General features: G+C 36.3%; 20 protein-coding genes. 11 read left to right on the top strand and 9 right to left on the bottom strand.

What is annotated here, in order from left to right:
- The 4 genes from P6733_RS16060 to P6733_RS16045 all read left to right on the top strand — a co-directional run.
- On the top strand, positions 1-911 hold a 911-nt coding region (locus P6733_RS16060; RefSeq protein WP_306353968.1), incomplete at its 5' end, for an RHS repeat domain-containing protein.
- Between the two features lie 4 nt (positions 912-915).
- Positions 916-1,347: a hypothetical protein gene (locus P6733_RS16055; protein ID WP_306353967.1), complete on the top strand. Its 432-nt coding sequence runs from the start codon at positions 916-918 to the stop codon at positions 1,345-1,347.
- A 480-nt stretch (positions 1,348-1,827) separates the two neighbouring features.
- Entirely contained in the window at positions 1,828-3,738 is a 1,911-nt protein-coding gene (locus P6733_RS16050; RefSeq protein ID WP_306353966.1) for a hypothetical protein, read from the top strand.
- Between the two features lie 291 nt (positions 3,739-4,029).
- Positions 4,030-5,694 carry a hypothetical protein gene (locus P6733_RS16045; protein WP_306353965.1) on the top strand — a complete coding sequence of 555 codons (1,665 nt, stop codon included), beginning with the start codon at positions 4,030-4,032 and terminating at the stop codon, positions 5,692-5,694.
- A gap of 240 nt (positions 5,695-5,934) precedes the next feature.
- Here the strand turns inward: P6733_RS16045 and P6733_RS16040 are convergent, their stop codons facing one another.
- The 6 genes from P6733_RS16040 to P6733_RS16015 form a co-directional block, all read right to left on the bottom strand.
- Positions 5,935-6,582 (bottom strand): hypothetical protein, encoded by a 648-nt coding sequence (locus tag P6733_RS16040; RefSeq protein ID WP_306353964.1) that lies wholly within the window; start codon positions 6,580-6,582, stop codon positions 5,935-5,937.
- A gap of 33 nt (positions 6,583-6,615) precedes the next feature.
- A complete protein-coding gene (locus tag P6733_RS16035; RefSeq protein ID WP_306353963.1) occupies positions 6,616-7,392 on the bottom strand; it encodes a hypothetical protein in 777 nt (258 codons plus the stop codon).
- Positions 7,393-7,572: 180 nt separating this feature from the next.
- Complete coding sequence (locus P6733_RS16030) at positions 7,573-7,713, bottom strand: hypothetical protein (RefSeq protein ID WP_306353962.1); 141 nt, start codon at positions 7,711-7,713, stop codon at positions 7,573-7,575.
- Between the two features lie 23 nt (positions 7,714-7,736).
- On the bottom strand, positions 7,737-8,291 hold the full coding sequence (locus tag P6733_RS16025; RefSeq protein WP_306353961.1) for a hypothetical protein: 555 nt from the start codon (positions 8,289-8,291) through the stop codon (positions 7,737-7,739).
- Between the two features lie 116 nt (positions 8,292-8,407).
- The gene (locus tag P6733_RS16020) at positions 8,408-10,894 is read right to left on the bottom strand and encodes a hypothetical protein (RefSeq protein WP_306353959.1); all 2,487 of its coding nucleotides are present in this window, start codon (positions 10,892-10,894) and stop codon (positions 8,408-8,410) included.
- A gap of 178 nt (positions 10,895-11,072) precedes the next feature.
- Positions 11,073-11,321, bottom strand: coding sequence for a helix-turn-helix domain-containing protein (locus P6733_RS16015; RefSeq protein ID WP_306353958.1), 249 nt, complete (start codon positions 11,319-11,321; stop codon positions 11,073-11,075).
- A gap of 716 nt (positions 11,322-12,037) precedes the next feature.
- Between P6733_RS16015 and P6733_RS16010 the strand changes: the two genes are divergently transcribed.
- From P6733_RS16010 to P6733_RS16000, 3 genes are read left to right on the top strand one after another with little or no spacing between them, the layout of a single operon-like run.
- Positions 12,038-15,067 carry a SusC/RagA family TonB-linked outer membrane protein gene (locus P6733_RS16010; RefSeq protein ID WP_306353956.1) on the top strand — a complete coding sequence of 1,010 codons (3,030 nt, stop codon included), beginning with the start codon at positions 12,038-12,040 and terminating at the stop codon, positions 15,065-15,067.
- Positions 15,068-15,084: 17 nt separating this feature from the next.
- On the top strand, positions 15,085-16,461 hold the full coding sequence (locus P6733_RS16005) for a RagB/SusD family nutrient uptake outer membrane protein (RefSeq protein ID WP_306353955.1): 1,377 nt from the start codon (positions 15,085-15,087) through the stop codon (positions 16,459-16,461).
- 3 nt (positions 16,462-16,464) lie between these two features.
- A complete protein-coding gene (locus P6733_RS16000) occupies positions 16,465-19,014 on the top strand; it encodes a S9 family peptidase (protein WP_306353953.1) in 2,550 nt (849 codons plus the stop codon).
- Between the two features lie 59 nt (positions 19,015-19,073).
- Here P6733_RS16000 and P6733_RS15995 read toward each other — a convergent pair whose 3' ends face one another.
- Together P6733_RS15995 and P6733_RS15990 are read right to left on the bottom strand one after the other, a co-directional pair.
- Positions 19,074-19,334 carry a hypothetical protein gene (locus P6733_RS15995; protein ID WP_306353952.1) on the bottom strand — a complete coding sequence of 87 codons (261 nt, stop codon included), beginning with the start codon at positions 19,332-19,334 and terminating at the stop codon, positions 19,074-19,076.
- Between the two features lie 81 nt (positions 19,335-19,415).
- Positions 19,416-20,906, bottom strand: coding sequence for a MauE/DoxX family redox-associated membrane protein (locus P6733_RS15990; RefSeq protein WP_306353950.1), 1,491 nt, complete (start codon positions 20,904-20,906; stop codon positions 19,416-19,418).
- Positions 20,907-22,401: 1,495 nt separating this feature from the next.
- Here P6733_RS15990 and P6733_RS15985 point away from each other — a divergent pair.
- The 4 genes from P6733_RS15985 (at position 22,402) to mobB (ending at position 25,621) form a co-directional block, all read left to right on the top strand.
- Positions 22,402-23,169, top strand: coding sequence for a ParA family protein (locus P6733_RS15985; protein ID WP_306353949.1), 768 nt, complete (start codon positions 22,402-22,404; stop codon positions 23,167-23,169).
- A gap of 11 nt (positions 23,170-23,180) precedes the next feature.
- Positions 23,181-23,597 carry a DUF3408 domain-containing protein gene (locus tag P6733_RS15980; RefSeq protein ID WP_127340925.1) on the top strand — a complete coding sequence of 139 codons (417 nt, stop codon included), beginning with the start codon at positions 23,181-23,183 and terminating at the stop codon, positions 23,595-23,597.
- 294 nt (positions 23,598-23,891) lie between these two features.
- The gene (gene mobA, locus P6733_RS15975; RefSeq protein ID WP_306353944.1) at positions 23,892-24,323 is read left to right on the top strand and encodes a conjugal transfer protein MobA; all 432 of its coding nucleotides are present in this window, start codon (positions 23,892-23,894) and stop codon (positions 24,321-24,323) included.
- Between the two features lie 8 nt (positions 24,324-24,331).
- A complete protein-coding gene (mobB, locus tag P6733_RS15970) occupies positions 24,332-25,621 on the top strand; it encodes a conjugal transfer protein MobB (RefSeq protein ID WP_306353942.1) in 1,290 nt (429 codons plus the stop codon).
- Between the two features lie 106 nt (positions 25,622-25,727).
- Here the strand turns inward: mobB and P6733_RS15965 are convergent, their stop codons facing one another.
- Positions 25,728-26,102 carry a helix-turn-helix domain-containing protein gene (locus tag P6733_RS15965; protein ID WP_306353940.1) on the bottom strand — a complete coding sequence of 125 codons (375 nt, stop codon included), beginning with the start codon at positions 26,100-26,102 and terminating at the stop codon, positions 25,728-25,730.
- Positions 26,103-26,210 lie beyond the last annotated feature (108 nt).

The raw sequence follows: 26,210 nt of genomic DNA, 5'->3' as shown, positions 1-26,210 counted from the left end.
TTCTTACCATACTGGAGGAAAACAATTATTACCCTTTTGGATTAAAGCATACCAATTATAATAATACGTTGATCCTGTGGCAAAGTAATGCCAACAATATGCCGGCATTGCTTCCGGTCGCCTTTAATAGCCTTGTTCCTTCTCTGTATAATTATAAATACAACGGCAAGGAACTCCAAGACGAGCTGGGGCTTAACTTTTACGACTATGGAGCACGTAATTATGACCCTGCACTTGGTAGATGGATGAACATTGACCCAAAATCGGAAACATCAAGACGTTGGTCACCTTATACATATTGTTATGACAACCCAATGCGATTTATTGACCCCGATGGTATGCAGGCTGATGATTGGAGAAAAATGGTGAATGGTAAGTCGGAACAAGTTTATGACCCAAAAGCAAACGGAGGTAAAGGAGCATATACAAAGTTTGCGAATAATAACGATAAAAGAGTGGGAAATTCTTTGCAGTCTACTGAAAAAGGTAGGGAGCAATTCGGTAAATTAGTTAACTCTGAAGCTCCCATAACTTTAGACGTTGATTTATCCTCTAAAGCTTCTAAGGGGAAAGATGGGAGTTATACGTTAGGAGTTACAACTAATAATTATGATGCAGCTTCTGACCCATTTACAGGAAAAGTAGAAGAAGTAGTTGTAACTAGTGCGGACATTACTATTAAAGTTGCAAACATTGAAGGTTTAATGAGTGAACTATCATCTGGAACCATGAAAGACGATGCTTTAAAAGGCTTAAATTTTGATGAGATGCTTGGTGTAGTGGTAGGACATGAAATTGACCATACAACTGCCGAAAATGCAAAAGTAATGGAAGAAAAGGGAGATAAGGAAAAAGTCCCAACCGCAACAGGTTATCAGATTGCAAAAGAATTGAAAGAATTAAAAAAATAATAAAATGAAAGAAATCACTATAGTATTTATAATGTTTTTCAGCCAATTATGTTTTTCACAAATGGTTGACAAACCCGAAGTAGTTGAGCGAATTAATAAGGACTCAAAAGAATATTTGTTGTCGAAAGGTGAAATTGATATTAAAAATAACAATGAAAAATTTTTCATTCATGAGATAGTTGAAGATAAAATATTGGGTTATACCCACAAAGGAATTTATAGATTATATACCAACAAGAGTCCCTCTTTCACGTATATAATTTTGAAGAAAGGGAAGAATTTCAAAATAATAGATTTGAAAAAATTTTCAAAATCACTCAAAGAAATTTCAAAATTTTTATCATCTGGGTTTAGTGATAAAGTTGTCGCAAAGTATTTAGAAGAAATTTTAAAAGTTTATAACTATAATCATTATGATGAGAAAATAAGAATGTAAATTTACTATCATTAGTAAATTTTTCGGATTTACAATTTCGTTAATGTAGCAATTCTGTAGTTTTTGTTCTTCGAAACTAAAAGAGATTGATAATCAGTAATTACTATTAAATAAAATTAACTTTATAGGGATGAGTATTGAACTCATCCCTTTTATTTTTAGCTTTTTAATTTTCTGATGAATCTTATGGACAAAAATCTACTTGAGAAACTAATCAAGGAAAAAACTTAAATGGTGTTTAGAAGTTATTTCGGTATTTTATGACAATAGGTATTTTGAAAATTAACTGTTAATCTTTGCAAACATGATTACAAATCTGCTATTTGGATAAGATTATTTACGAACCAAATTAAAGGAAAATAAGTAATTTAGTTTTAAAAATAATATTTCTAACGCTGATAGAAATCAATTCCTTAATTTTATGGTTGCTATAAACTGGTTACCAGCAAGCGTAGGAAAAACCATAGAAAACCACAAAAGATGGATGACCCTTTTTACATAAATGAAGAATTTAAGACGCAATGGAAATATGCTGTTGAACAAGCAAAAACTGACAGAGAAAGGTATTTTAATTGGATTAAAGATGAAATAAATTTAGCAATTTTACTAATAAATAAATATGATAAAATTTATGTCTTAGGAGGATTGGGCTCAAAACTTATTTCAGCTAGTCCAAACCTTCACAATCAAATCATGGAAGGATATAATGGTCCAGATATGGAACATGCTGAAAAAGAAAAAATAGTTGAAGATGATGAGATTGAAGTCATACTTGAATATGCATTAAATATTGCATCAGCAAGTCCAAATATAAATTTTGGAGTAATTCCAACTGAAGAAAATATCCTTGAAATAAAAAACCAGTTATCCAAAATAAAAATTAATATTGGCTTTTATGAAATGTCCGCAGAAAATCCAAAAGGCGGTAGCGAATTTGATCATTGGTTAAAAATTGCTGTAATGGAAGATGCCATGCATGTTCGTGGTGACGGTTACCAATCCCATGTATCCGAAATTTTTGAAGAAACATTCTCTTATCATAATGATTTTTTACAGCAATACTATGGTTTTGATTCTGCTGATATCTTTAATACAATCAGGAAGTTAGATTCATTAGTTGCTTCTAAAATTGGAAATGCTTTTGGAAGTTATTTAGCACATCAAAGATTTGTAGAATGGAGTGATGAAAAAGGTGAAGAAGCAGTAATGCAAGAAATGATGTCATCAGGAAAGCATTTTATGCAACAATTCGTCTCTGATAATTTAGATTTATATGATGACGGGCATCCAGAAGGGCCTTCACTACTTCCTCTAGATTATATTGAAGGATATAATCGATTATTTTGGGTTGTTCCCAAAACCGAAAAAGAAAAAAAGCTTTTTAATCTACTATCTCACAGTTTTGGTGACAATTCTGAATTCTTAAAAGGCAAGTTTGGTGGTTTTATTTTAGGTGATTCTGTAAGCCAAACAAAACCATTAATTAAAGTTGAAGATAAATTTTATTGCTTTTCATTAAGTCTTCCATTTAGAAATATTTTTAATATTACTGCAAACCTTTTACAGGTAGCTGACCCTGTTTATTATGAACATTCATTTAAAGGAAACTCTTTTGCAAATTCACGTGATAATTACATTGAAAGAAAAACAAAATTACTTTTTGAAAAATTTCTTCCAAGTGTTGAGTTTTATCATTCTCTAAAATACAATATTGTCGAAGATGGTTTAGCGAAAGAGCCAGAATTAGATATTTTAGGCATTGGCGAAGATACAATTTACATAATTGAAGTTAAAGCTGGGGAACTAAACAAAAAACATCGTAGAGGAGCAATTTTAGGATTAAAAGACAGATTAACAGACACTGTAAATGAAGGTTCATATCAATGTTATAGGGCTGAAAAGTTTATAGAAGATAATGAAACTCCTGAATTTAGGTATAATGCAAACAACAAGCAGAACAAATTGGTAATTGATAAATCTAAAAAATATAAGATTATTAAAATTTCTGTAATGTATGAACATTTGTCAACTGTATCTGTTAACTTGAAATATTTAATCGAGTCTGGTGTATTAAGTTCTGTTTATAAATGGACATGGATTGTTTCACTGTATGATTTAATGATTTTTTCTGATTTAATAGAAAATGAAAATGACTTTAAGACATATATAGATAATCGATTAAGTTTATATGAAAGAAATGATGTTGAATTTCAAGATGAAATAGATATTTTAGGTTTCTTTTTTGAAAATAAATTCCCTTTAGGTGTCGAAAAAGAAAATGAAAAAATATTCATTCATTCATATCGAGACGAAATTGAGGACTATTACACAAAAAAAGATGTTGGAATGTCTGGAATTGTAAAACCGGTTAAAAAAAATAAGGCCAGCTAGGACAGTGAAATGTTAGCAGTAATTAAAATTACAGAACAAGTGAATATCTCGATAATTTAGACGATAGCCTTTCAATTCCAAAAAATATGCTAGAAGATTATTGGCTAAATATGTCTGACATGTTCACTAATAAGGTTAGTGAACTGACCGAAAAATATGGGCTAAGTTTGAGAGAGCTGACATCCAGAATATCTTCTGTTGATTGATAAATTGATGTTCCCAAAAATATTAGCCTTTAAAACAGAACTTAGAATGAGTGAATCAATATTTGTAACAACATCAGAAAGTGATGTGAAATTTGAAAACAGAACCTTTTTAGAGTTTGTTGATGAAAGAAGTTTTGAAACAAAAGGAAATATTTCATTTTCTAATTGTATTTTCAAGAATCCTCTAATACTCGAAAATATTATTGCTAGAGAAATAAGTTTCTTTGATTGTCATTTTGAAAAACAATTTTACCTAGGTAAATCAACCTTTCATTTTATATCATTTTTTGGGTGTAATTCACAAGATATAGATGTTGTTTCTAATACTGCAGATTTTTTATCTATTAGAGGTCTAAAAGGAAAACACTTAGAACTAAATGGTGATTATCGAGAATTACAAATAATATCATCAAATGTAGAAAACGTTCTTATTAATGATGTTAATAGTAATTATTCTCATCGAGAATCAAAAGTTGAGTTTCTTGTAGAAAATCAATTTAAAGAGTTGAAATTAAAATGCTCTAACGTTTTCTCTGAGATTATATTTAAAGGAAGTAGTTATGATAATGTATTCTTCGAAGGGGAATTCAAAAAAAGGATTGAATTTGGCAAAGCAGTAAGCATTTCAAATCTTTATTTTGAATCTTCAATCTTTCAGAGCCGAATCGATTTCGAAGATGGAGCCTTTGAATATGTAAGTTTTTATAGAAGTTCTTTTCATGGTATAATTTATATAAATGACCTAAGTATTGTTGAAACAAAACCAAGAGATATTAAAATTAAAAGCCTAACATTCCATTCTTCCAATTTTGAAAAAGATGTTACTGTAAACATTTCAGAAATAGAAATGTTTAATACTTCAAACTGTAATTATAAAGAAGTGCTAAACTTAAACAATTACAAAAATAATAAGGATAATGCAGAATTAACCATGTTAAGTATAGACGGAATAAATCAGGGTAGTATAGTGATAGAACGATTATATGCAGATATTACATTGAGTGGAATTAACTTTGGGAATATTTTTTTTAAAGACATCGATATTAACACCCTATATTTAAATGATTATCAAAATAATGGAATACTATCATTTTCAAATATAAGGACAGGTAATTATTTTGTTATTCAAAATACTACTTCTGGAAAAATGAGCTTTCTAAATTCTGATGTGAATCTTTTTAGTGAAATTATCATTGCTGATAGTAATATTGACGGAGCAAATTTTTATAAATATCCGAATAAGATATTAGCGAGAAGTAAAAATCCAATAGCAGGCTATGGAATTAAAGAAAGGTCGTTAAGAATATTAAATTTAAAGAACGTTTATAATCAATTAAAAAAGATTGCCAAAACAAAAGGAGATATTGATATAGCAAGTAAATTTGAATCATTAGAACATAGACAATTACTTTTAAGTAAAAGGTTTGGATTTGACAGCATTCTTTTACTTTTAAATTATTTATCCAATAACAATGGTAATAGTTGGTTTCGCGGAGTTGTTTTTACATTGACAACCGGCCTTTTATTTTTTATTCTCTACGTAAGAACTCTAAATATGCAATTTTGTTTTGATGAAGATTATAAAGATTATGTAATTTTTATTAGCTCTTTTCCAAAATTAGAACTAGAAAAATATTCTACTTTAAATAATGAATGGAAAATTCAACTTGTACTTTGGTTATCACGTATATTTATTAGTTATGGAATATATCAAACAATTGCAGCATTCCGAAAATATGGTAAGGGATAACAAATACTGTGTAGTTATTATAAATAAAATACTTTATAAAATAGCGGGAGCTGCAAGACATAAAAGACAAAATCCGAAATCCTTAAAAATTTCGTTTTAAAATAAACGAGATATTGACCAAAATACTGAATGAAAATCTGACCGAATGTTTTTGAGAAATAATTCTCTACGTTGACCACACATTCTAATTTTAATTAGGTAGTGCCTCACTTGCACAGCTAGTGAAATACTACTACCTTTTTATTTGGCTTGCTTTTCTATATATACTTTCCAAAATGTGTCTACTTTTGCTTTTAATTCAGCTAAACTTTCCATTGAATATTCTATTGTCCTTGATGGTGATATTGAGTTTCCTTGCCAATCTTTATCCAACTCTTGTTTCCTTGCCATTTCTGATAGTTTAAAACAATAATGACGTAAATTTTCTGCAACTTTATTTACTTCACTTGCAATTTCTCCTAAATAGTCTTGGGAATAACTTTTTAGAGTTAAAGGGTTCTCAATTGATAATTCGAAATCGTGTAAAACGTTATTAAGGAATAATTCCAATTTGTTTATAATATCATAACCAGCCATTATATTTTTACCTTCAATGATATTACGAATATAAGAATCTGATACCCCACTTTTACGAGCGAATTGAACCGACTCTCGGTATCCTACAATTTTTGAAAGTCCATTTTTGATTCTAAGAGTCTTTGCTGTCCTGTCTTCCTGTATTGCAAGATATATTCTATTTACTTCAATATCACTTGGAATTGAGTACATGTAGGTGTCCCATTGTTCTAATGCAATACCAACTCTGTAAGCTAATAATTGCCTTTCATTAATTTGTTTTTTGATATCAGTCCAACGTGTTTTAATTTGTTTTGTAGTGAGATTATCCATTTTAGAAATTTTATTAAGGTAATGTGTTTAAAATTATGTTTTAGCAACCATTGAAATTATATACAGTGCCTCTTTTTCAGCATCTTCTAGTAGATTAAAGTTCTTTCTTAAAAAATAGAATAAAGCAATCTTACAAGTTGGAAAACTCACAAATACATATTCATTTGGTTTGGTAAAAAAATTAAGATGAGGATGTAAAGTGTCAAAAATAATAAGTGAATTGAGTCTATTGTTTTTATTTTTAACAGTAATACGTCGTTGAGCACTTCGAATATACGTGTGAACTTTAAATGGATTCATATCGATAAAATGCCGCATCATTGCAACAGGAAATATTCCCCAATCTTTATCATATTCTGATTTGCCATATTTAAAATATTTTCTACGACAGTCGTAGACTTGTGCCTTATAATCAATTATCTCTAACCACCGAATGCTATTGGATAAATCGTCTTCATCATAAATTTCACAAAATTGTAATCTTTCAACCGATTTTATCATATGATTTTCAATATATCCAAGAATTGAATTATTGCATTCTGAACAAGTTGGAATTACCGATTTGTTATATGTTTGGGATTGTCGATTTACACTGGAAATAAATTCGGACGTAGTACTTTTCTGAAATACCCATCTTGGCAGAACATGCTCTTTAGTAAGTTGAGAAGTCGAATTACAGAAAATACAAATTTCTTTTTTACCTCTAATTGTTGAGGGATGAAATCTTCGAAATACATCTTCACAAATATCTGCCCCTTCTTTTCGTAAATTTATCCTTATTGATTTAAATTTCGAATTAATTTCCTGCATTTTTAATTTATTTCTGGTGAGAGGTTAAAATCAACTTTTTTTAAATTATTTTTTATGTACATAAATATTTGTTTAATCAATTATAAACTAAAAACTTATTTGACAGTTAGTCTTTGTGTAGTTTTAAAATTATCAAGAAGTTCTACTGCATGTCAAAATTTATCACTTACTTTTTCATTATTAATGGATGGAACTCTTCCCAATTTCATCTATTCTTAAAGTAAATATTCCGGCAGTATTTTGCCAATATGCTTCCAAAATTGATTGTGAAAGAACAGAAGTATAAGTTTCTTTATCAAAATAGATTTTGGGTTGTTTCATCTCTCTAAATTGATAATATATAATTAATTATGTTTTCCCAAAATTGGTTTCAATTCTTTTGCGAGCTTATGCTCTAAAACTCCCATATAGTCAGCCATTTCCTGCTCAAATTCAAATATATTCATTCTCAAAGAAACATTTGTTCCTTTTGTCCAATAGAAAAGTTGGAGTCCTTGTGTTCCCTGAACTTTATAATAGCCTAAGTGCTGAACTAGTCTTCCCCAAATTCCTTTTTTGACTTTGCCAACATAGAGAACTCTACTATGTGGAAAATTCTTTTTGATAGCAGGTACGGCTTTTGAATTTTGGGTCAATTTGTATTCTGTGACTCTATTTACTATTTCTTCGGGAGTATGACCCGATACAATTTCAAAATAGTATACACAAGGTCCAACGATTTTTGTAACCACATCAAAAATATGTGAAAAATCACTTTCTTTTAAAACATTTACATAGTTGTAATCTTTCATTTCAAAACAATCAATGTCAAATTGGTAAATCTGCGTTGCTCCTTTTTCTGAAACGTTTAGTAAAGGTGCTATTGCATTTAAACTAAACTCTTTAATCTTTTCGTTCATTTTTTATTAGCCATTTCTATTAAATTGGATTTTTTTTTAACTTTCTACGAAAGCTGTATTTTAAAAGTAGCATTTTCCTGTCTTATTTAGATATGGAAGGGAGATGTTGGATATTATCAAGACTCTTTAATCTTAAGATTTGGATTTCCATATAAGTGCAAACAACCCCAAGCTGCTGGAGTAGGATATTGAGCATATACTTTTCTGTTAGCATTAAACATTGCTTGAGATGTGGTTAGACCTCGATCAAGGGATTCTAAAAATTCAGGCAACCAGTATCTTGGAATCGTAACATCCAAAGCCCAATAAGGAGCAATAACAGACTCGTACCCCTGAGCAATAAATCTCTTAACCATTGAGGTAATATTGTTTCTAAAAAATTCTGTTTTCATTGATCCTGAATAACACACAAAAAAAATCAGAATTTTACCTTCTCCTATAATAGAATTAAGATCATAGGTAGCAGTGTTTTCTTGGAACACTATTTGAGTTTCCGAAATATCTTTAGCGCCATGGGAGCAAACAATATTAATATCGGATGAAAGAGGTTTGGTGAGTTCAACTTCTTTAAACACTTTGAACGAATTGTCTTGCAAAGTTTTTTCAATATTACTGAACAAATAGCTTAGAGGATAATCGCCACTTTCAATTGGAATCCAAATAGACTTACTAAAATATGCCGGTAATGGCAGAAAACCATTCGTTTGAAGTAACCATTCAGTTGAAAGTACATTTGTTATTGGAATATTCTTCGCTATAAAATCACCCTTTTCATTCAGTAACAAGTTGTGAGGATAGCTAGATAGTTCCATGTCCTTCACTATATAAACTTCTTCGGCATGTTCATCAACTTGAATTTTGCCTATACTTAGTTTTTTGGCCATATTTTTTTCTTCCTCATCAAACTCTTCAGGTGAAATCTGTCTTACACCACCTTTATCTTTTATTGTATCATCGAAGCTAAGATCAACGAAAAAATTGCTGTTAAGTAATTCTTTATATTCATCATGATTCCAATCATATAAAGAAGAAAATTTGTATTCATTATTGAATAGCTGAAGCTGGTATAATTTACCTTCTGAAAAACCAATCCAGTTCATTGATTTGCTTATCTTGACTGGAAACGCTTGCAAAAAGGAATCCTTATTTTCATAAAGTGATTCTAAACTATCAACGTTTATTTCAGGCAGTATTAGTGGAGCAAGTTTTTTCGATTCTTTTTGTTTGAATAAGATACTATAGTCTGACTTTAACATCATTGACAAAAGAAATGCCGGTGCATCTTCATTTTTTTTACTATATTCAATCAAGCGATTTGAAATCCTGATTGCAATTTCATTATCATATACAAAGTCAGTGGTGTTTCTAGTTTCATTTAGCTTAACCAGTGATTCCTTGAGATGCTTTTTAAGCTCTTCTGAAACTCCTTCAATAATATCTTTATATTTTTTAATTGTCTCAGAAGGAACAATTAATTCAAAAATGCTAAGAAAGAACCCAAAACCAGTTACGCTGAAATCAGCATTAGGATAAAGTCTTCTTACATTGTATAGTGTCAATAGCCAAGGTAATGCTTCATTTATTCCGCCACTAATTATTTTCTCCCTCTCTTTATGCATATAGTCTAGCAACTTTGGCGGTAGAGATGGCTCCAACATCATTAGTAATAACATGAAGTAACTGTGATCAAGAGATCTTCTTTCATGGCCAGTATAAATTAACTCAACAGGGATTTCACTATATATTTTTGCTGCCCATGGATAAAGTTTTACATTTCTGAAGAATTTAATTCCCTGCCAAATGATTTCCTTTATATACTTTTCAGAATATGGAGCGGGCTTATTCAGTATGCATGTGATACTAAGGTTAGCATATAATAAGGCAGAGTGTATGCTGCCAACATTTGAGTATAAGCGAAATGAATTAAAATAACCTAGTTCAGGCATACCATCTTTGTAGGATGAAATTATTATCTCTTCTGCAATATCCCGTCCAGCTTGATAGTACTCCGAAGATGTCAACCTGTCAATAAATAATCCGACTGCATGGTAGAATAATTCACTATTATGAAGTGAACCCAATATTTGCCGTAAAAAAGTTAACTGCATCATGGTGTCATCTACCATTTCACGGGTCCAATTCAATTGTTTGGAATCATTTTGAAGTTTATGAATGATAAGTGCCGACATTTCTTTTTTATCTACGGCAGTTAATGTTGAGATGTCAAAGTTTTCTTCAGACAATCTTTGCTGATTATTCTTTGAAAGAGATGCTTCAAAAATTGGTTTCACTTTTGCAATTGTTTTTTTATCCGCTTCATAATCCATTATAGCTAAGTCGAAGGGACTGAATTGCTTTGTGCTCAATAACCGCTCATATAATTCAAAAAATTGTAATAATGAGTAAGAAATTGAGTGCGGATTGTTGGCTTCTAAGCTTGACAAAAAATTTGGTACATGCTTGGTATATTCTGAATAGTCAGCTGACATATCAGATATGATTTCTCGATATATCCTTTTTAATTCAGGTTCATGAGCATGGTGATTGTTAAGTCGCTCATCTGTCATCTTTTGATGAAAGTCGTTTACTGTTTTATTGTCCATTGATAAAGATTTCAATTAGTTGGTTTGTCAGGGCACATTGTAGTAAGGAGGTTCCTTATATTGCAATATATCAAACGTACAAAATACTTACAATTATGTGTTACGGTTTTCCGTATAAAAAAATAAGATGCTGAAAGCATCTTATTTTTTTATGTGGTATTTGAATAATCTGGTAGAACTATTCTTTATCTAAATTAACATCAAAATCAAACAACTCTTTAGGTTGTATTTTCAATCCATGCAACAAATTAAGTATCGTTTCTAAAGTGATATTTTCTGTTCCTTTTTCAATCTTACTAATAAAGCTTGCATCTAGATCACAATTCTTTGCAATTTTTCTAAAGCTCAGCCCTTTCTCTTTTTTAATTTCTGCTAGTCGTTTACCGAATTGTAATATAAACTCACTTTTTGTATCTTCACTAATCATAGCCTAAGTTTTAGGCAATTTGATTAAATTTAATCAAATTAACGTGGCAATATATTACCACGTTAATCCTTTTTGTTATATTTGTTTTACATTACGATAAAGTAATGTACTTTTGCGATTCTTCATAAAAATATTTGAAGCATTCGCTTTGAATCTCGTACTAGAAAATTGGCCTTTTCAAATTACCACGAGATGATAAGTAAGATGCTCACGTCAAACGGCGTGGGCTCACTTATTTGTGGTAAGGTATGGCCAATACCTCTAGTGCAATAAGCTGAGTTCCGCGCCTCTTTTTTTGGCCTCAATTCATTACTTCAGCTTCATTCTTAGCGTTTACTTCCATATTGCATGTCTCGCAACAGTTATTCTTTAACCGTTAAATCCAGCATGCCTATGAGTAAAAAAAATTAGCTACACACAATGCCTGGGCTATATTGTCTTTGTTGAGTTAGTCATAGGCAGGCTCAGGCTATTTCTATTAAGTAACAATAATGGGCTTTAGAAATTCAGCAAGCATGTAATTCTAGGTAAATCATTTCTGAATCTTTAGCCCTTGGTCATTCCTCAAGCCCAAATAAACATTTAGATTTTTAAAGTTACTCAGATCAAACCCAATACCAAAATAATTACCAAGAAAAAGCCTTCTATCTCGCGTCGAAACTAGCATAGAAGGCTGGGAAAAACAAACTCTCGTTTCATTTAACCTTTTTAAAATTATGAAAAATCTTTCATTAAACAAGGGCAGGCCTTCCTGTCTTTGCATTTTTATTTTCGCAATGCTGCTTTCCAATCCAATTTACGCAACTGAACTAACGTTTGGAAGCTACGCGAAGCAGTCACAACAGCAGATTACAGGTGCCGTTACCGATGCCGCTGGACCACTTCCAAGCGTCACAGTCATAGTTAAAGGAACTACCAATTCAGCCGTAACAGATGAAAAAGGCAATTTTTCAATTACCGCTAATTCAACAGACGTACTCGTCTTTTCAATTATAGGTTATGCCACGCAGGAAATTATCGTTGGAAACCAAACTTCAATAAAGATAATATTGTCCGAAGATAGCACTCAGCTTAAGGAAGTAACTATCAATGCTGGGTATTATAAAGTTAGGGACAAGGAACGCACGGGCAGTATTGCTAAAATAACTTCAAAAGATATAGAAAATCAATCGGTAAGCAATCCGCTTGCTGCGATGCAGGGGCGTATGTCGGGAGTAAACATTACACAAAGCACAGGGCTTCCCGGTGGGGCTTTTGATATTCAGATTCGCGGCCGCAACAGCATACGCACTGAGGGAAACGCCCCGCTTTACATTATTGATGGTGTCCCATATTCTTCGCAGTCGGTAATGACAACAGGTCTTTCCGGTGGAATCATGCCGGGAACAACAAGTCCTCTTAATAGCATTAACCCGTCAGATATAGAAGGTATCGAAGTATTAAAAGATGCAGATGCTACCGCAATCTATGGTTCCCGAGGAGCAAACGGTGTGGTGCTTATTACAACCAAGAAAGGAAAAGCCGGCGCAACACGATTTACAGTCGGCAGCGCCACCACATTCGGGGTAGTCGCAAGGAAAGTAAACCTGATGAACACACAGCAATATATCGCCATGCGGGATGAAGCTTTTGCAAATGACGGCATAACTGAATATCCTGACTGGGAATATGATGTAAATGGTACTTGGGATCGTAACCGCTATACCGATTGGCAAGATAAGCTGATCGGCGGCACAGCCCAGATAAACACATTGCAGGGTTCAGTCTCAGGAGGCACAGTGAAGACACAATTTCTTTTGAGCGGAACATTCCGTGATGAAACGACTGTCATTCCGGGCAGTTCAAAGTACAAGAAGGGTTCTGTTCATAGCAGCATTACACACCGTTCTGATAATGAAAAATTCAGTCTGATATTTTCGGCTGATTATGTTTCCGATAATAATGCACTGCCCGGTATTGATCTGACTTCCGAGGCATACATGCTGCCACCCAATGCACCTGCCCTGTATGATAATGAAGGGAAATTAAATTGGGAAAATGGGACATTCAATAATCCATTGGGCTATCTGGAAGCCAAATTTTCTGCTAAAACACAGAACCTGATTTCAAATGCAATACTGGCTTATAAGTTTAATTCAGCTTGGGAATTACGAACAAGCGTTGGGTATAATGACAGCCGTATATCCGAAATACGGACTGCACCATCGACAATGTACAATCCTTCCTATGGGCTTACAAGTGCTAATTCATCACTAGCGGTAAGTACTGGCTCACGTCGTTCGTGGATCATCGAACCGCAATTTAACTGGAACAGGAAATGGGATAATCTGAAGTTAAGCGCTCTTATCGGTGCGACGTTTCAGGAGCAAAATGGGGAACAGCTTTCACAATCGGGTTCCGGCTTCGTGAGCAACAGCCTGATCAATAATTTGGCGGCCGCTACCAACCGAGCCGTCCAAAGCCATATCTTGTCGGAGTACCGTTATAATGCTTTTTTTGCCCGCCTCAACGCAGTCTGGGCGGACAAGTACATTGTCAATGTTACGGGCAGGCGCGATGGCTCCAGTAGGTTCGGTCCGGGAAATCGCTTTGCAAACTTTGGGGCAATCGGCAGCGCATGGATTTTCTCAAATGAGCAATTCCTAAAGGATAACTTTACATTTCTTAGTTTCGGAAAACTAAGGGCTAGTTACGGTATAACGGGCAATGACCAGATCGGCGATTACCAGTTCCTCGATACCTATTCCGTTTCGACAAATAATTATAACGGCATTATTGGAATGGTGCCCACACGCCTTTATAATCCGCAGTTTGGCTGGGAATCCAATAGGAAATTCGAGGCCGCTATCGACCTTGGTTTTCTTCACGATAATGTGTCTTTCTCCGCGGCTTATTTTAAGAACCGTTCATCAAATCAGCTGGTCGGTATTCCATTGCCGGGCACTACAGGATTTCCATCAATACTGGCAAATCTTGATGCAGCCGTAGAAAACACTGGTGTAGAGCTAGAACTGCGAACAGTCAACCTCAAAGCAAAGGATTTTAACTGGACAACAACGGTAAACCTTTCGGTTTCTAAAAACAAACTGGTTTCATTCCCCGGACTTGAAGGTTCTACCTATGCGAATTCATTGGTAGTAGGCGAATCATTGGGCATTGCCAAAGTGTACCATTACACGGGTATCGATCCCCAAACGGGTATTTACACTTTTGAGGATTACAATGGTGATGGTATAATCAATGCAAGCGACCGCCAATATATTGCAGATACCGCTCCTGAATACTTCGGTGGATTGGGAAACAAAATCAATTACAAAAGTTGGGAACTGGATTTCCTGTTTCAATTTGTAAAACAGCAAGGCAGGAACTTTGCCTATACGGCACTGGCTCCGGGATTAATGGTAAATCAGGCTGCAGAAGTTGCAAGCCATTGGCCACAGGATGGAACGGGCGCGTATAGCCAAATGTATACGAGCGGGCTAAATGATGATGCGATTAATGCAGCGGACATGTTCAGCAATAGCAGTGCATCCATAAGTGATGCATCATTCGTAAGATTAAAGAGCATCAGCCTTTCGTGGCAGATTCCCGAAAACTGGAGCAAGGCATTCACCGGGAAATTATACCTGCAGGGTCAAAACCTGCTAACCTTTACAAATTACAAAGGTGCCGATCCTGAGAACCGTTCCGGATTATACCTGCCGCCGCTTCGTCAATTCACAATTGGATTTCAAATTGGTTTCTAATCTAAAAGCTATACACAATGAAAACATATAATTCTATAAAGATAATATTGATTCTAACGCTGGCGGCTTGGTTTTCGGCCTGCGAAAGTTTTACCGAGGTAGATTTACCTCAATCGCAGCTCACGGGTGAAGCGGTTTATAATGATGCCGCGACGGCGACGGCAGCATTGTCAGATATCTATGCACGAATGCGCGAAAGTGGTCTTGTTTCCGCGAATGGTCAGGGACTTTCTGCTTTGATGGCATCTTATTCAGACGAACTGGTTGTTTATAGCAGCAGTTCTGCAGCCGCGCCTTATTATAACCATACGGTCAGCGCAACAAACTCATCTGTTGCAAACTTTTGGAACACGGGCTATGGTCAGATATATGCGGCAAATGCGCTGATTGAAGGGTTAGAAAACTCTGAAACAATAGAGACTGCCGACAAGGAAAAACTAAAAGGTGAAGCGTTGTTCATTCGTGCGTTGCTGCATTTTCACCTAATGAATGTTTTCGGCAAAATTCCATATATAACTACAACAGATTATCATGTTAACGCAATGGTTTCAAGGCAATCCATACCTGAAGTATATGAGGCAGTAATTGCCGATTTATTGCAGGCGAAAATGTTACTGCCAGATGAATATGCTGTTTCTTTTAGGGTGAGGCCAAACAAAGCAGCTGCTTCGGCATTGCTTGCGCGTATATACCTGTACAACGAAAATTGGGATTTGGCTGCTGCCGAGGCCAGCACAGTAATCGGCAATACTTTATACGTAATAGTACAGGATCCGGCAGCTGTCTTTTTAAAAGAAAGCAGCGAAGCGATATGGTCGCTTCACGCAGGACTCGCAGGCGCTAACACGATTGATGCACGGACATTTGTATTTACTGCAACACCGCCGCCTTTTTTCGCCCTCGATAATTCACTTGTAAACGCATTCAGTGCAGGAGATTTTCGCCGCGCAAACTGGATAGGAAGTGCCACAAATGGAACCAATACGTGGTACTATCCATTCAAATACAAGCAAATAATTAATACCGGTACGTCTAAGGAATTTACGATAATGCTGCGATTGTCCGAACAATATTTGATACGGGCTGAAGCACTGGCGCACCTTGGTGATATAGATGGCGCGCGTTCGGACTTGAATGTAATTCGTCATAGGGCTGGACTTTCTGACAATGTTTCCACAAACCCTGCGGATTTACTCGATGCTATTATGGCAGAAAGACGTTTGGAACTTTTTACCGAACAGGGACACCGATGGTTTGACCTAGTACGAACAAATAAAGCGGCAATGGTCATTGGAGCAATCAAACCCTCATGGGATGCTACGCACCTTCTGTTTCCGTTACCAGAAACAGAAATCCTTTTGAACAGCAACCTATACCAAAACCCCGGTTACTAAAACATGTTAAGTAAAAATAGTTACGCGATTATAGTAATGCTGTTTTCGCTCGGTGCAATTTACGGTCAGGCTTCGAAGAGAAAAATGCTTTGGTCTGACGCAGACAAATGGAATACATTGACAAGCGAGCAAATTTCTCCTGATGCCAAATGGATAAGTTATATTCTTGATTATGATACCGGTATTGACACGCTCTTTATACAAAATGTAAAGACGGGTATAAAGATTGCATATCCTGATTGCATTGATGCTTGTTTTAGTGGAGATGGTAAATGGGTCAAGCTTTGCGCGCCTGGACGCGGCCTGCTTTTACACAACCTCAATACCGGCATTACCAAATCATTCAATGATATTGACAAGGCAGAATTTTTCAGCAAGGGAAAATTCTTGGTCGCATTGGAAAGCAATAATGAAAAGGGATTGCGAATATTGAGCCTTAATAATAGTAGTGAGCATTTTTACGCGGGAGTACTGTCTTTTAGCATTCATGAGGGAACCGGTATTGTAGGTATTACTTCCGATAGTATATTGTTATTACAGCCACAGCATGGCGGAAAATTTGAGCCAATAGCCATTGCGAAAGGCTCTGATTTTAGTAATGTCGTTTGGTCTGCAAATGGAAATACATTTGCTTTCATGGCGAAAAACGGAGGTACTTACAATATTGGCTATTGCCAAAACGTCCAGACTGTACCTGTTTTAGAAATGTTAGATCGTGAAAAATTTCCCGAATTGAAGGATAGATACATTGATAGGCCTCTTGGCTCTACAGCATTAGATATAAGTGATGACGGCAATAAAGTTGTCTTTCATTGCGCAAAGTTAAAACCTGCAGATTTCTCTGTAATCCCCGAGGTGTGGGATTCCGAAACAGTCTGGGAATACCCGCGAGAAAAAATCTATGGAAACTATGAATATGCACCGATGGTGACGGTATGGATTCCAAAGCAGGAGAAGGTGGTGCAGGTCGCAACGCAGGGACGTCCTGTCGGAACTTTTGCACCGGACTACAGGTGTTTTGTGGGTTACCATCCGCAGGACTATGAGCCCCAATACGATGTTTATGGCTATGCTGATTTTTATATTACAAATGTAGAAACGGGCGCAACAACGTTGCTGGCCACAAAACAAAACCGCAAGCTATTGACCATGGGAGCATCCCCGGACGGTCGATACATCAGCTACTTTGATCTCAAGAATTGGTGGGTATATGACACAAGAACAATGAAACATACCTGCCTGACGGGTACCATGACTACACCTCTGACAGATGTTGAAAATGACCGGCCATCGCCATCTCATCCCTACGGAAGTCCCGATTGGACTTCCGATGGCAGGGTCATTATTTATGACCGCTATGATATCTGGCTGATGTCACCCGATGGCAAAAACAGGCAGCGAATCACCGATGGTTTTAAACGAGGTACTACCTATCGGCTATCGGCTGTCAACAAACTGCAATCGAAAGTAAACAGTTTCAATTTTGTAAGCGACTGCTACGACACTAACAATGGGCTGGTTCTGGAATCACAAGGAGACGATAAAGCAACTGGATATTATTATTGGAATAAAAGTAAACTGCAAAAGTTATTTTACACAGCTGCAAAAAATTCCCGTTTAAAAAAGGCACATAATAGGAACGCCTATATTTTTATAAACGAAACTGCTGTAACCGCTCCAAAGCTAATGTTTCTCGCAAAGGGCAAATCGGAAGTTTTGGTACGAAGCAATGTGCATGAAGATAATTTCGAAAAAGCAACAGTCCGGCTCATTTCATACACGGATGCGCACGGGAATAAATTGCAGGGGAAATTATATTACCCGCCTGATTTTAGACTCGGAAAGACATACCCGTTGATTGTTTCTATATATGAAAAGCAGTCTTACTTATTCCATTCTTATGCTAAGCCTACCCAATACGATACATTAGGGTTTAGTCCGCTAAATTATGCTTCTGAGGGTTACTTGGTACTGTACCCGGATATCACCTACGAAATTGGCGAGCCGGGCAGATCGGCAGTTGATTGTGTGGAAGGTGCGGTAAAGGCAGTTATAAAACTTGGGATTGCAGAGGAAAATCATATAGGATTGATCGGACATTCCTTTGGCGGCTATGAAACTTCGTTTATAGTGACACAGTCAAAGCTGTTTGCAGCAGCGGTTGCAGGAGCTGGTGTAACGGATATGATAAGTGGCACACTGGATATTCGCAGCAGACAGGTGCAAAATTCTAGATATGAGAATGGACAGTATAGAATGGGCAGATCATTATATGTGGACTTTGACGGTTATATCGAAAATTCTCCCGTAGGACAGGCAGCAAATATCACCACACCATTGTTGAGTTGGCATGGTAAACAAGATTCCTCTGTTAAGTGGGAGCAAAGTCTGGAATTACATTTAGCATTACGTAGATTAGGCAAAAAGCATACAATGCTTATTTATCCGGGAGAAGGCCATGCTTTGGCAGCACCCGAAGCTTGTAAAGATCTCTGTGATAAGATTCTCTGTTGGTTTGACTACTACCTCAAAGGAATTGGTACTATGCCATAAGGAAATTAAAACAATGCCGGAACATCTGTCCCGGCATTGAACTTTAAGGGTTAAACAAACTACTGCGGTATTTTGTGCAATGGTTGTGCACAGCCGCTGCCGTCCCACTCATATAGAGTGGTAGTGCCGCTTTTACATAATGGGCCTACATCTTCAGTTTGACACTGGATGTTGGTGTCAGCACAGCTAACTGGCATTCTGCCAAAAACAATTGCTAATGAAGCATCTTTTGCGGGTGCCTGGCTAAAGGCGAATGCACCGAATGCTGCGATTAGAATGGCTGCAATTTGCAGCCCCGGTTTGAAAAATCTATTTTTCATGGTTTCTAATATTAAATTACGGTTTACTCTGTTACAGGTTTTCAACCTTCCCCTGCTGCTGATCAGTAGTTCTTTATATTGTTAGTAGCGAAGCTTATATATAACGATATCTTCACCAAAAAAGGCAACAAGCCGTCCACTGTTGATCCTGAATTGTCTTACCTTTTTATCTCCTTTATTATAGATGTAAAAACTGGAAATGTATGTAGCGGTTTCAATATCATAGACGTCAATAATAGACGCTTTTTTCCACATGGAGCTGCGCTCAAACTTTCCCATTAGGCCTGCATTTATATAGAGGTACTTGCCATCGGTCGCTGCATCGTTATTTACAATCAGGGGCGGGCCCGATAACTGGCTCTGTTTTTCTTTGGAATGAAAGGCAACCTTAATTTTTGCGATCGTGTTGGTGTCTATCGTTTTTCCACGGTACTTCAAGTTGAGATCTTTATCTGCAACGATATATTGATTCCGGTAGTAGTAAGGATAGAGCAGCTCTTGTTTTTGTGCATTATAGAGCAGCATTCCATCGGTATCAAACACCCCGTCAATCTGCTTCTGCAGTAATTTGTCAGACAGTCTCAGGTTTGAACCCTGATGGGCAGATACAATACCCAAAATATTTTCTTTTGACTTGGTATCAATGCCCCTAAAAGCAACGGTTATAGAATCAATAGGCTCAAAATTCGTAAAGAATGCCTTTTTATTTGGCCACAACTGGGCCTTCCAGTTTGATGTTCTGCCACTAAAAAGACAGGGAACCGAACCGTCAAAAACATAGAAATATGGAGGGCGGACGGCAACTTTGATGGATTTGAAATTTAACTGGGTATCGGAAAGAGAAATCATATAGCGCTCCTGCTTGTGCAGCAGGGTATCCAGAATAGTTACGGTAAGGGGAGCCGTGATATTGCCCAGATAGATTTTACCATTACCAAATCCAGCCAGATAATAACTGTTGAAATCAAGTTTCTTTTCAAAAATCGGGCTGGCCAATCCGGGAGGAAAACGACGGACAAAATTATTTCGGTGATGGATTATATCTTCTGATACCATAAACAGCAAGGCAACAATACCGATGCTGAAAAATATTGTCATAGAAAAGGCACTGGCCAGTGCAGCAGGTTTTGAAATAAAGTGTGCCTTTGGCACACCCCGGCGCAGTATCAGGATACCTGCTGCGGCCAGCATCATGAAAACAAAATTAAAAATGAAATGTTCCTCCCATCCCATCTTCTGCAGAATTCCTCCACAGGAACAAGGGACAAATGGGCTGTAGTTTAAAATAATGAATATATAAGCGGTAAACATGACCATTAAGCTGAATGCTGTCCATAGTCCCCAGAACCGCATTGATGGAAATAACAATAATGCTACAATCAGCAGTTCAATTATCGGTACTGTCCATGACACAACTCCTGCAAACGAACTTAACAGCGGCGACTGCGCTAATTGTATACGGAAGTTCTCAAAGTCGAGCAATTTGCTTACTGCCGCGTAAACAAAAAGCAGTATATAAAGCAGGCAGATTATGTCTGCTGTAGTATTTTTAAAGGATATTGATGTTTTCATGTCATTGCTTTTAACGTTTACAGTATTCCAGTATAATCTCACTTGAGGGCATACCAAACCACCCTCACATATGTAGCTTTTTTTTGTAAAAATCACGGGGGTAAATATTTTATACAGCTAAATTAAAGCATAACTGTCAAAGGATTGTTGACAAAAACGATCCAAAAAATGTAAAAAACGATCCATTTTACTTATAACGTTGGCTAAATTTTATTATAATTGATAACTATATTGTAAAATTCTTTAAAATAAATAATTAACCCTTATCCATTCAGGATTATCTCATATCAAAACGGGAGAGAAAAGGCCGTTTGTGACTTAAAGTTGAATAACAAAATTCAAATTCTAATATTTTGCTTATATCAGTCTATGCAAATAGCAGAATACAAAGCCAGCAGATTATATCGACTATAGTATTTTTAAAAGAGACTTCCATTTTCATGTTTTCTCTTCACCTCTCTGTGAATCATATTTTATATGAGATTCGCACATACCAATTCAGCCCAGCTTATACTGCTAAAATTAGCTAGTAATCACATCTTTAGTGTTTTGTAAAGCTAAATTAAAACAATATTCTGGAAGGATTGTTACGAAAAACGAGCCAAAATTTGCAAAAAACGAGCCATTTTACTGGCCTACTAAAAAAGCTAAAACACATAAAAAGGCTAGCAAATACAGGCCTTATGGACAAAAAGCAATAGTTTTTTCCTTTGATACCTAAAAATAACCTTAGAAATATGGGTATAAAAAACGTCGTAAACCTGAAAGGATGTTTAATATGATATCGATACTAAAAAAATCAGGTGAACTTATTAAGGAAGGAAGCTAACACTGAAAACATTCGATACAACTAATTAAAAAACGACTTCGGAGTTTTTTTACTGCCCCTGCAAGGGCAAGTGGTTTTGAGCTGCGGAAAGTATTTCAAGCAGCTCAGAACACAACTTGCTCCTTTCTGGCGAAAGGAAAACCCGCCCTTTCAGGCGGATTAAAGTTAGCAGGAAAAAACAGCTTTAGGCTGTTTCCTTTTGAATGGATAGTCCTATTCTTTTTGTCTAAATCCGATAACAAAAAAAATACTTTACAGAATAAATCCCTCTCCCACAAAACAATGTGCTCCACTATTGCGCCAAACAGTGCCTTTGAAAGCCTATATGTGCCATACATCCACAGGCAGACCAATCAATCGCTTTATTTGCCTTATGGTTTTAATGCAGGCAGTAAAAAAGGCAGTCCAACAAGGAAATAAAATGGGTCTATATACAGACAGTCTGCAATAAAAGTACAAAGTTTTAAAAACAGTAAAGCGTTTTGCTTTTTGTAAGGCTTTCCGCTTGCTAAAGTATATCCTTTACAAGGCAAAAATAAATGCAGACGACTCTACATAAAAATGCCCAAAAGGCTATGCAGGAATATCGGGATAAGGGAAAATCCAGATGCACAAATATTCATTCCTGCAAAACAGATAAAAAAAGCAACAATAAATTTTTAAATAATGGAAACAACAAAGAAAACTTTAAAAATCAGCTTCTCCACCCAAAAAGGAGGTGTTGGAAAATCAACGATGACCACTTTGCTGGCAAGTGTGCTTCACTACCGTTTAGGATTTAATGTACTGGTGATGGACTGCGACTTTCCGCAATACAGCCTGAGCAATATGAGGGAACGGGATATGAAAACCGTAATGCAGAATGACTACCACAAAAAGGCGGCAATGAAACAATATCAATCCATTAACAAAAAGGCGTATCCGATTATCAGGTGCAAGGCTGAAAATGCTCTGCAGAGTGCTTCGCAATATGTAAGTGAGTTGGCAATTGTTCCGGACGTTATTTTCTTTGACCTGCCAGGAACAGCCAATACCAAAGGAGTATTGACCACATTAAAAGCAATGGATTTTATTTTCTCGCCCATTACCGCCGACCGTTTGGTCGTGGAAAGCACATTGAGCTTTACCAAGGCATTTCTTGGGCTTCCGCAGACCGATGACGGCAACAAGGAACAAGTTATACGGCTGTTTTGGAATCAGGTGGACGGCAGGGAAAAAACGGGCCTGTATGATGCCTATCAAAGTGTCATTAAGGAACTGGGACTGTCTATTATGGAAACAAGGATAATGGACAGCAAGCGTTTCCGCAAGGAAACGGACGACACAGGCAGTTATATATTCAGGTCAAGCTTACTGCCAGCCGAACCCCAACTGCTCAAAGCCGTCAGGATGGATTTGTTTGTCGAGGAATTTTTAAAAATAGTTCATATATAAAAAGATTAAACATGGATTCAGATAACAAAAACAACGATTTTGAAAAACCCAATGTTGATGAGGACTACCTTATGAACGTAATCAGCGGTGATAAGCCTGCTTCCCCGCTCGGCAATACTATACAGCAGGAAGCAGCGCTACAAGTGCCACAGGAAACCAAGTCTAGGGAAAAAGCCCGAAGCGTTTCTTCAAAGAAAGCGGACTATGAGGAAACATTTCTGGTCAATCGGTTTCCTTCAGGCAGAAGCGGAAAGGTAGTCTATATACGTCCCGAATATCACGAAAGGCTGCTCCGTATTGTCCAATTGACAAAAGAAGAAAAGACAACGCTCTATTCCTACATTGACAACATCCTTGAACACCACTTCAGGGAGTTCGGGGATGATGTAACCAATTATTTTAACGAACGTTTTAAGCCCATCTTGTAATGGCAGGCAATTACGGACTTAATATATCATTTTATCGTGTGTCTAAAAACTAGATATTTTCAAAAGAAAACAGAAAAACCGAAAAAAAGAAAAAGAAAGCATTTTAAAAGGACGGGCTGTGGGCAGGCCAAAAGGAAACGGAATAAGTCCCGCAAGGGTGGATTGTGAGGCACGAACAAGACATTATGCCGTAAGCTTTTGGTTAGCCAAAACCGCCCGTGCTACCTTCGTTTTCTTTTTATTGTTTCTTGTTTAGAAGAATAAATCAGTACCATACCAGCAGTATTAAAAGTTATGGAAAACAACAGCAAAACCAGTCCTCATAAAGGTGGCAGGCATCCTAAAAATGATCCCGCTGTCCACCGCTATTCTATCAGCCTTACCGCTGAAGAGAATGCCAGCTTCCTGTCCTTATTTGAACAGTCCGGCATGAATGTAAAGGCGCACTTTATTACAGCTTGTATTTTCCAAAAAGTTATCAAAACAATAAAGGTCGACAAGGCAGCAATGGAATATTACGTGCGCCTTACTGCCTTATTCGGACAGTTCAGAGCTGTGGGGGTAAATTATAATCAAGTTGTGAAGATCTTGTACCACAATTTTTCCGAAAAGAAAGCTGCAGCGTACCTATATAAGCTTGAAAAGCAGACAGCAGAATTTGCTGTTTTATCCCAAAAGATAATACAGCTTACAGTGGAATTCGAAATAAACTACCTTAAAAAATAGCATCAGAAATGGTAGCAATAATTAACAGGGGTGAAAATTTAATTGGTGCGCTTTCCTATAACCAGCTTAAAGTTGATAAGGAAAGCGGACAGGTTTTATCTACCCAGAAGATAATTGAAGCACCTGATGGCAGCTATTCTATAGCACAGCTATCCCGTTCTTTTGAATTATATTTATTAGCCAACCGCAGGACTGAAAAGCCAGTACTTCATATTTCATTAAACCCTGACCCGAGAGATAAGGTAAGCGATAATGATTTTAGGACTATCGCAGAGGACTATATGCAGGAGATGGGTTACGGGGAACAGCCATTTGTAGTATTCAAGCATACTGATATTGAGCGTGCCCATATCCATATCGTATCGGTCTGCGTGGATGAGGAAGGCAGGAAAATATCTGATAAGTTTGAGAAAATGCGTTCGATGGGCGTTTGCCGGGCATTGGAAAAAAAATATAGCTTAATAGTGGCCACCGAGCACAAACAGAGCCCACGGAGCCATGCATTCAGACCAATAAATTACAAAGCAGGCGATGTAAAGAGCCAGATGGCTTCTGTACTGCGCCACTTACCCAACTACTATCAATTCCAAAGTTTTGGGGCATATAATGCCCTGCTTTCTCTATTTAATGTTACGGCAGAAGAAGTCAAAGGGGAATATAACGGAATCCCCAAACAGGGAATTGTATATTTTGCATTAAACGAGCAGGGAGACAAAGCCAGTAATCCCTTCAAGGCTTCGCTCTTTGGCAAGACAGCTGGCTACGCAGAGTTGCAATCCCACTACGGGCAAAACAGGATAAAACTAAAAGATAATCCTTCAAAGGCATCAGTCAAAGACAAAATTGAGCTGGCAATGCGGACTACTGAAAACGAAACAGAATTTAAGAAACAGCTAATGGAACAGGGTATCAATACCGTTGTGCGCCGAAATGGTGAAGGACGTATCTACGGCATGACCTTTATCGATCATGAATCCCATTCTGTATGGAACGGTTCCGAGTTAGGCAAGAACCTTTCGGCCAATGTATTCAACGATTGGTGGAATAACGGTAATAAAATAGAACTGCCTCTGCATAAAATTAACGATTCAAAAAATGATGTTACTGAAAAAATAGAAATAAACCTACCACATACTCTTTTTGACTTTTCGGGCAAGGACGATACGCCTTATAGCCATCACGGAAACAATCTTATGGAAGCATTTGGAGGATTATTGCCCAGTACTCAAGGGGAAGATCATGAAGAAGAGGCATTTTCCAACCGGATGAAACGAAAGGATAAACGCAGAAAATTTTAGGTTAATAGAAACTTTATACACCTAGCAAAAAAACAGACTGCCCTTTAAGTAGTCTATGTATGGTAAAAACTACTATTTACAATTTATTTGAGAAGATTCAAATAGATTATTTTTTTCTTTCTGCTTCTAACAAACGCTCATAAAGTTTTCTGTTTTCTTCATATGCTTCTACCAATTTATCTAAAGGATTAAAAGTGCAATGATTTCCAGTATATATGGGGCCTTTATTATCAGTAAAACTATTAAAATAATTAATAACACCCTCCTCAGAAAAATTCTTTATAGCCTCTATACTAACACCAAGAGCTTTCGCTACTTCAGTTAGTTTTTCGTCTTCAATTGTTTCACTGTTCTCCATAATAGATATTGCCTGTTGGGTGGTTCCCAGAGCCTGCGCCAGCGCATCCTGCTTCATATCGCGAAGTTCACGGATACGGCTGATTTTGCGGCCTATATGATTTGGTTTTGCTATCGTAGTCATAAATTCAAAGGTAAAGGTTAGTTGTTATAATCCCTGCAATGTAAAAAACAAGAGTTACAATGTATCGTATATAAAAAATGGATATGATACATCTTTATGTTTCTTTTA

Origin of the sequence: Flavobacterium aerium (assembly GCF_030766725.1) — a bacterium.
GTDB lineage: Bacteria > Bacteroidota > Bacteroidia > Flavobacteriales > Flavobacteriaceae > Flavobacterium > Flavobacterium aerium.
This window is presented reverse-complemented; position numbering and strand designations above follow the sequence as displayed.

Bases quoted from the DNA above. Each gene is read 5' to 3' on its own strand.
- P6733_RS16010 (WP_306353956.1), top strand. From the start codon at position 12,038: ATGAAAAATCTTTCATTAAACAAGGGCAGGCCTTCCTGTCTTTGCATT.
- P6733_RS16050 (WP_306353966.1), top strand. From the start codon at position 1,828: ATGGATGACCCTTTTTACATAAATGAAGAATTTAAGACGCAATGGAAA.
- P6733_RS16000 (WP_306353953.1), top strand. From the start codon at position 16,465: ATGTTAAGTAAAAATAGTTACGCGATTATAGTAATGCTGTTTTCGCTC.
- P6733_RS16030 (WP_306353962.1), bottom strand. From the start codon at position 7,713: ATGAAACAACCCAAAATCTATTTTGATAAAGAAACTTATACTTCTGTT.
- P6733_RS15990 (WP_306353950.1), bottom strand. From the start codon at position 20,906: ATGAAAACATCAATATCCTTTAAAAATACTACAGCAGACATAATCTGC.
- P6733_RS16040 (WP_306353964.1), bottom strand. From the start codon at position 6,582: ATGGATAATCTCACTACAAAACAAATTAAAACACGTTGGACTGATATC.
- P6733_RS15965 (WP_306353940.1), bottom strand. From the start codon at position 26,102: ATGACTACGATAGCAAAACCAAATCATATAGGCCGCAAAATCAGCCGT.
- P6733_RS15980 (WP_127340925.1), top strand. From the start codon at position 23,181: ATGGATTCAGATAACAAAAACAACGATTTTGAAAAACCCAATGTTGAT.
- P6733_RS16025 (WP_306353961.1), bottom strand. From the start codon at position 8,291: ATGAACGAAAAGATTAAAGAGTTTAGTTTAAATGCAATAGCACCTTTA.
- P6733_RS15985 (WP_306353949.1), top strand. From the start codon at position 22,402: ATGGAAACAACAAAGAAAACTTTAAAAATCAGCTTCTCCACCCAAAAA.
- P6733_RS16055 (WP_306353967.1), top strand. From the start codon at position 916: ATGAAAGAAATCACTATAGTATTTATAATGTTTTTCAGCCAATTATGT.
- P6733_RS16015 (WP_306353958.1), bottom strand. From the start codon at position 11,321: ATGATTAGTGAAGATACAAAAAGTGAGTTTATATTACAATTCGGTAAA.
- P6733_RS16020 (WP_306353959.1), bottom strand. From the start codon at position 10,894: ATGGACAATAAAACAGTAAACGACTTTCATCAAAAGATGACAGATGAG.
- P6733_RS16035 (WP_306353963.1), bottom strand. From the start codon at position 7,392: ATGCAGGAAATTAATTCGAAATTTAAATCAATAAGGATAAATTTACGA.
- mobB (WP_306353942.1), top strand. From the start codon at position 24,332: ATGGTAGCAATAATTAACAGGGGTGAAAATTTAATTGGTGCGCTTTCC.
- P6733_RS15995 (WP_306353952.1), bottom strand. From the start codon at position 19,334: ATGAAAAATAGATTTTTCAAACCGGGGCTGCAAATTGCAGCCATTCTA.
- P6733_RS16005 (WP_306353955.1), top strand. From the start codon at position 15,085: ATGAAAACATATAATTCTATAAAGATAATATTGATTCTAACGCTGGCG.
- mobA (WP_306353944.1), top strand. From the start codon at position 23,892: ATGGAAAACAACAGCAAAACCAGTCCTCATAAAGGTGGCAGGCATCCT.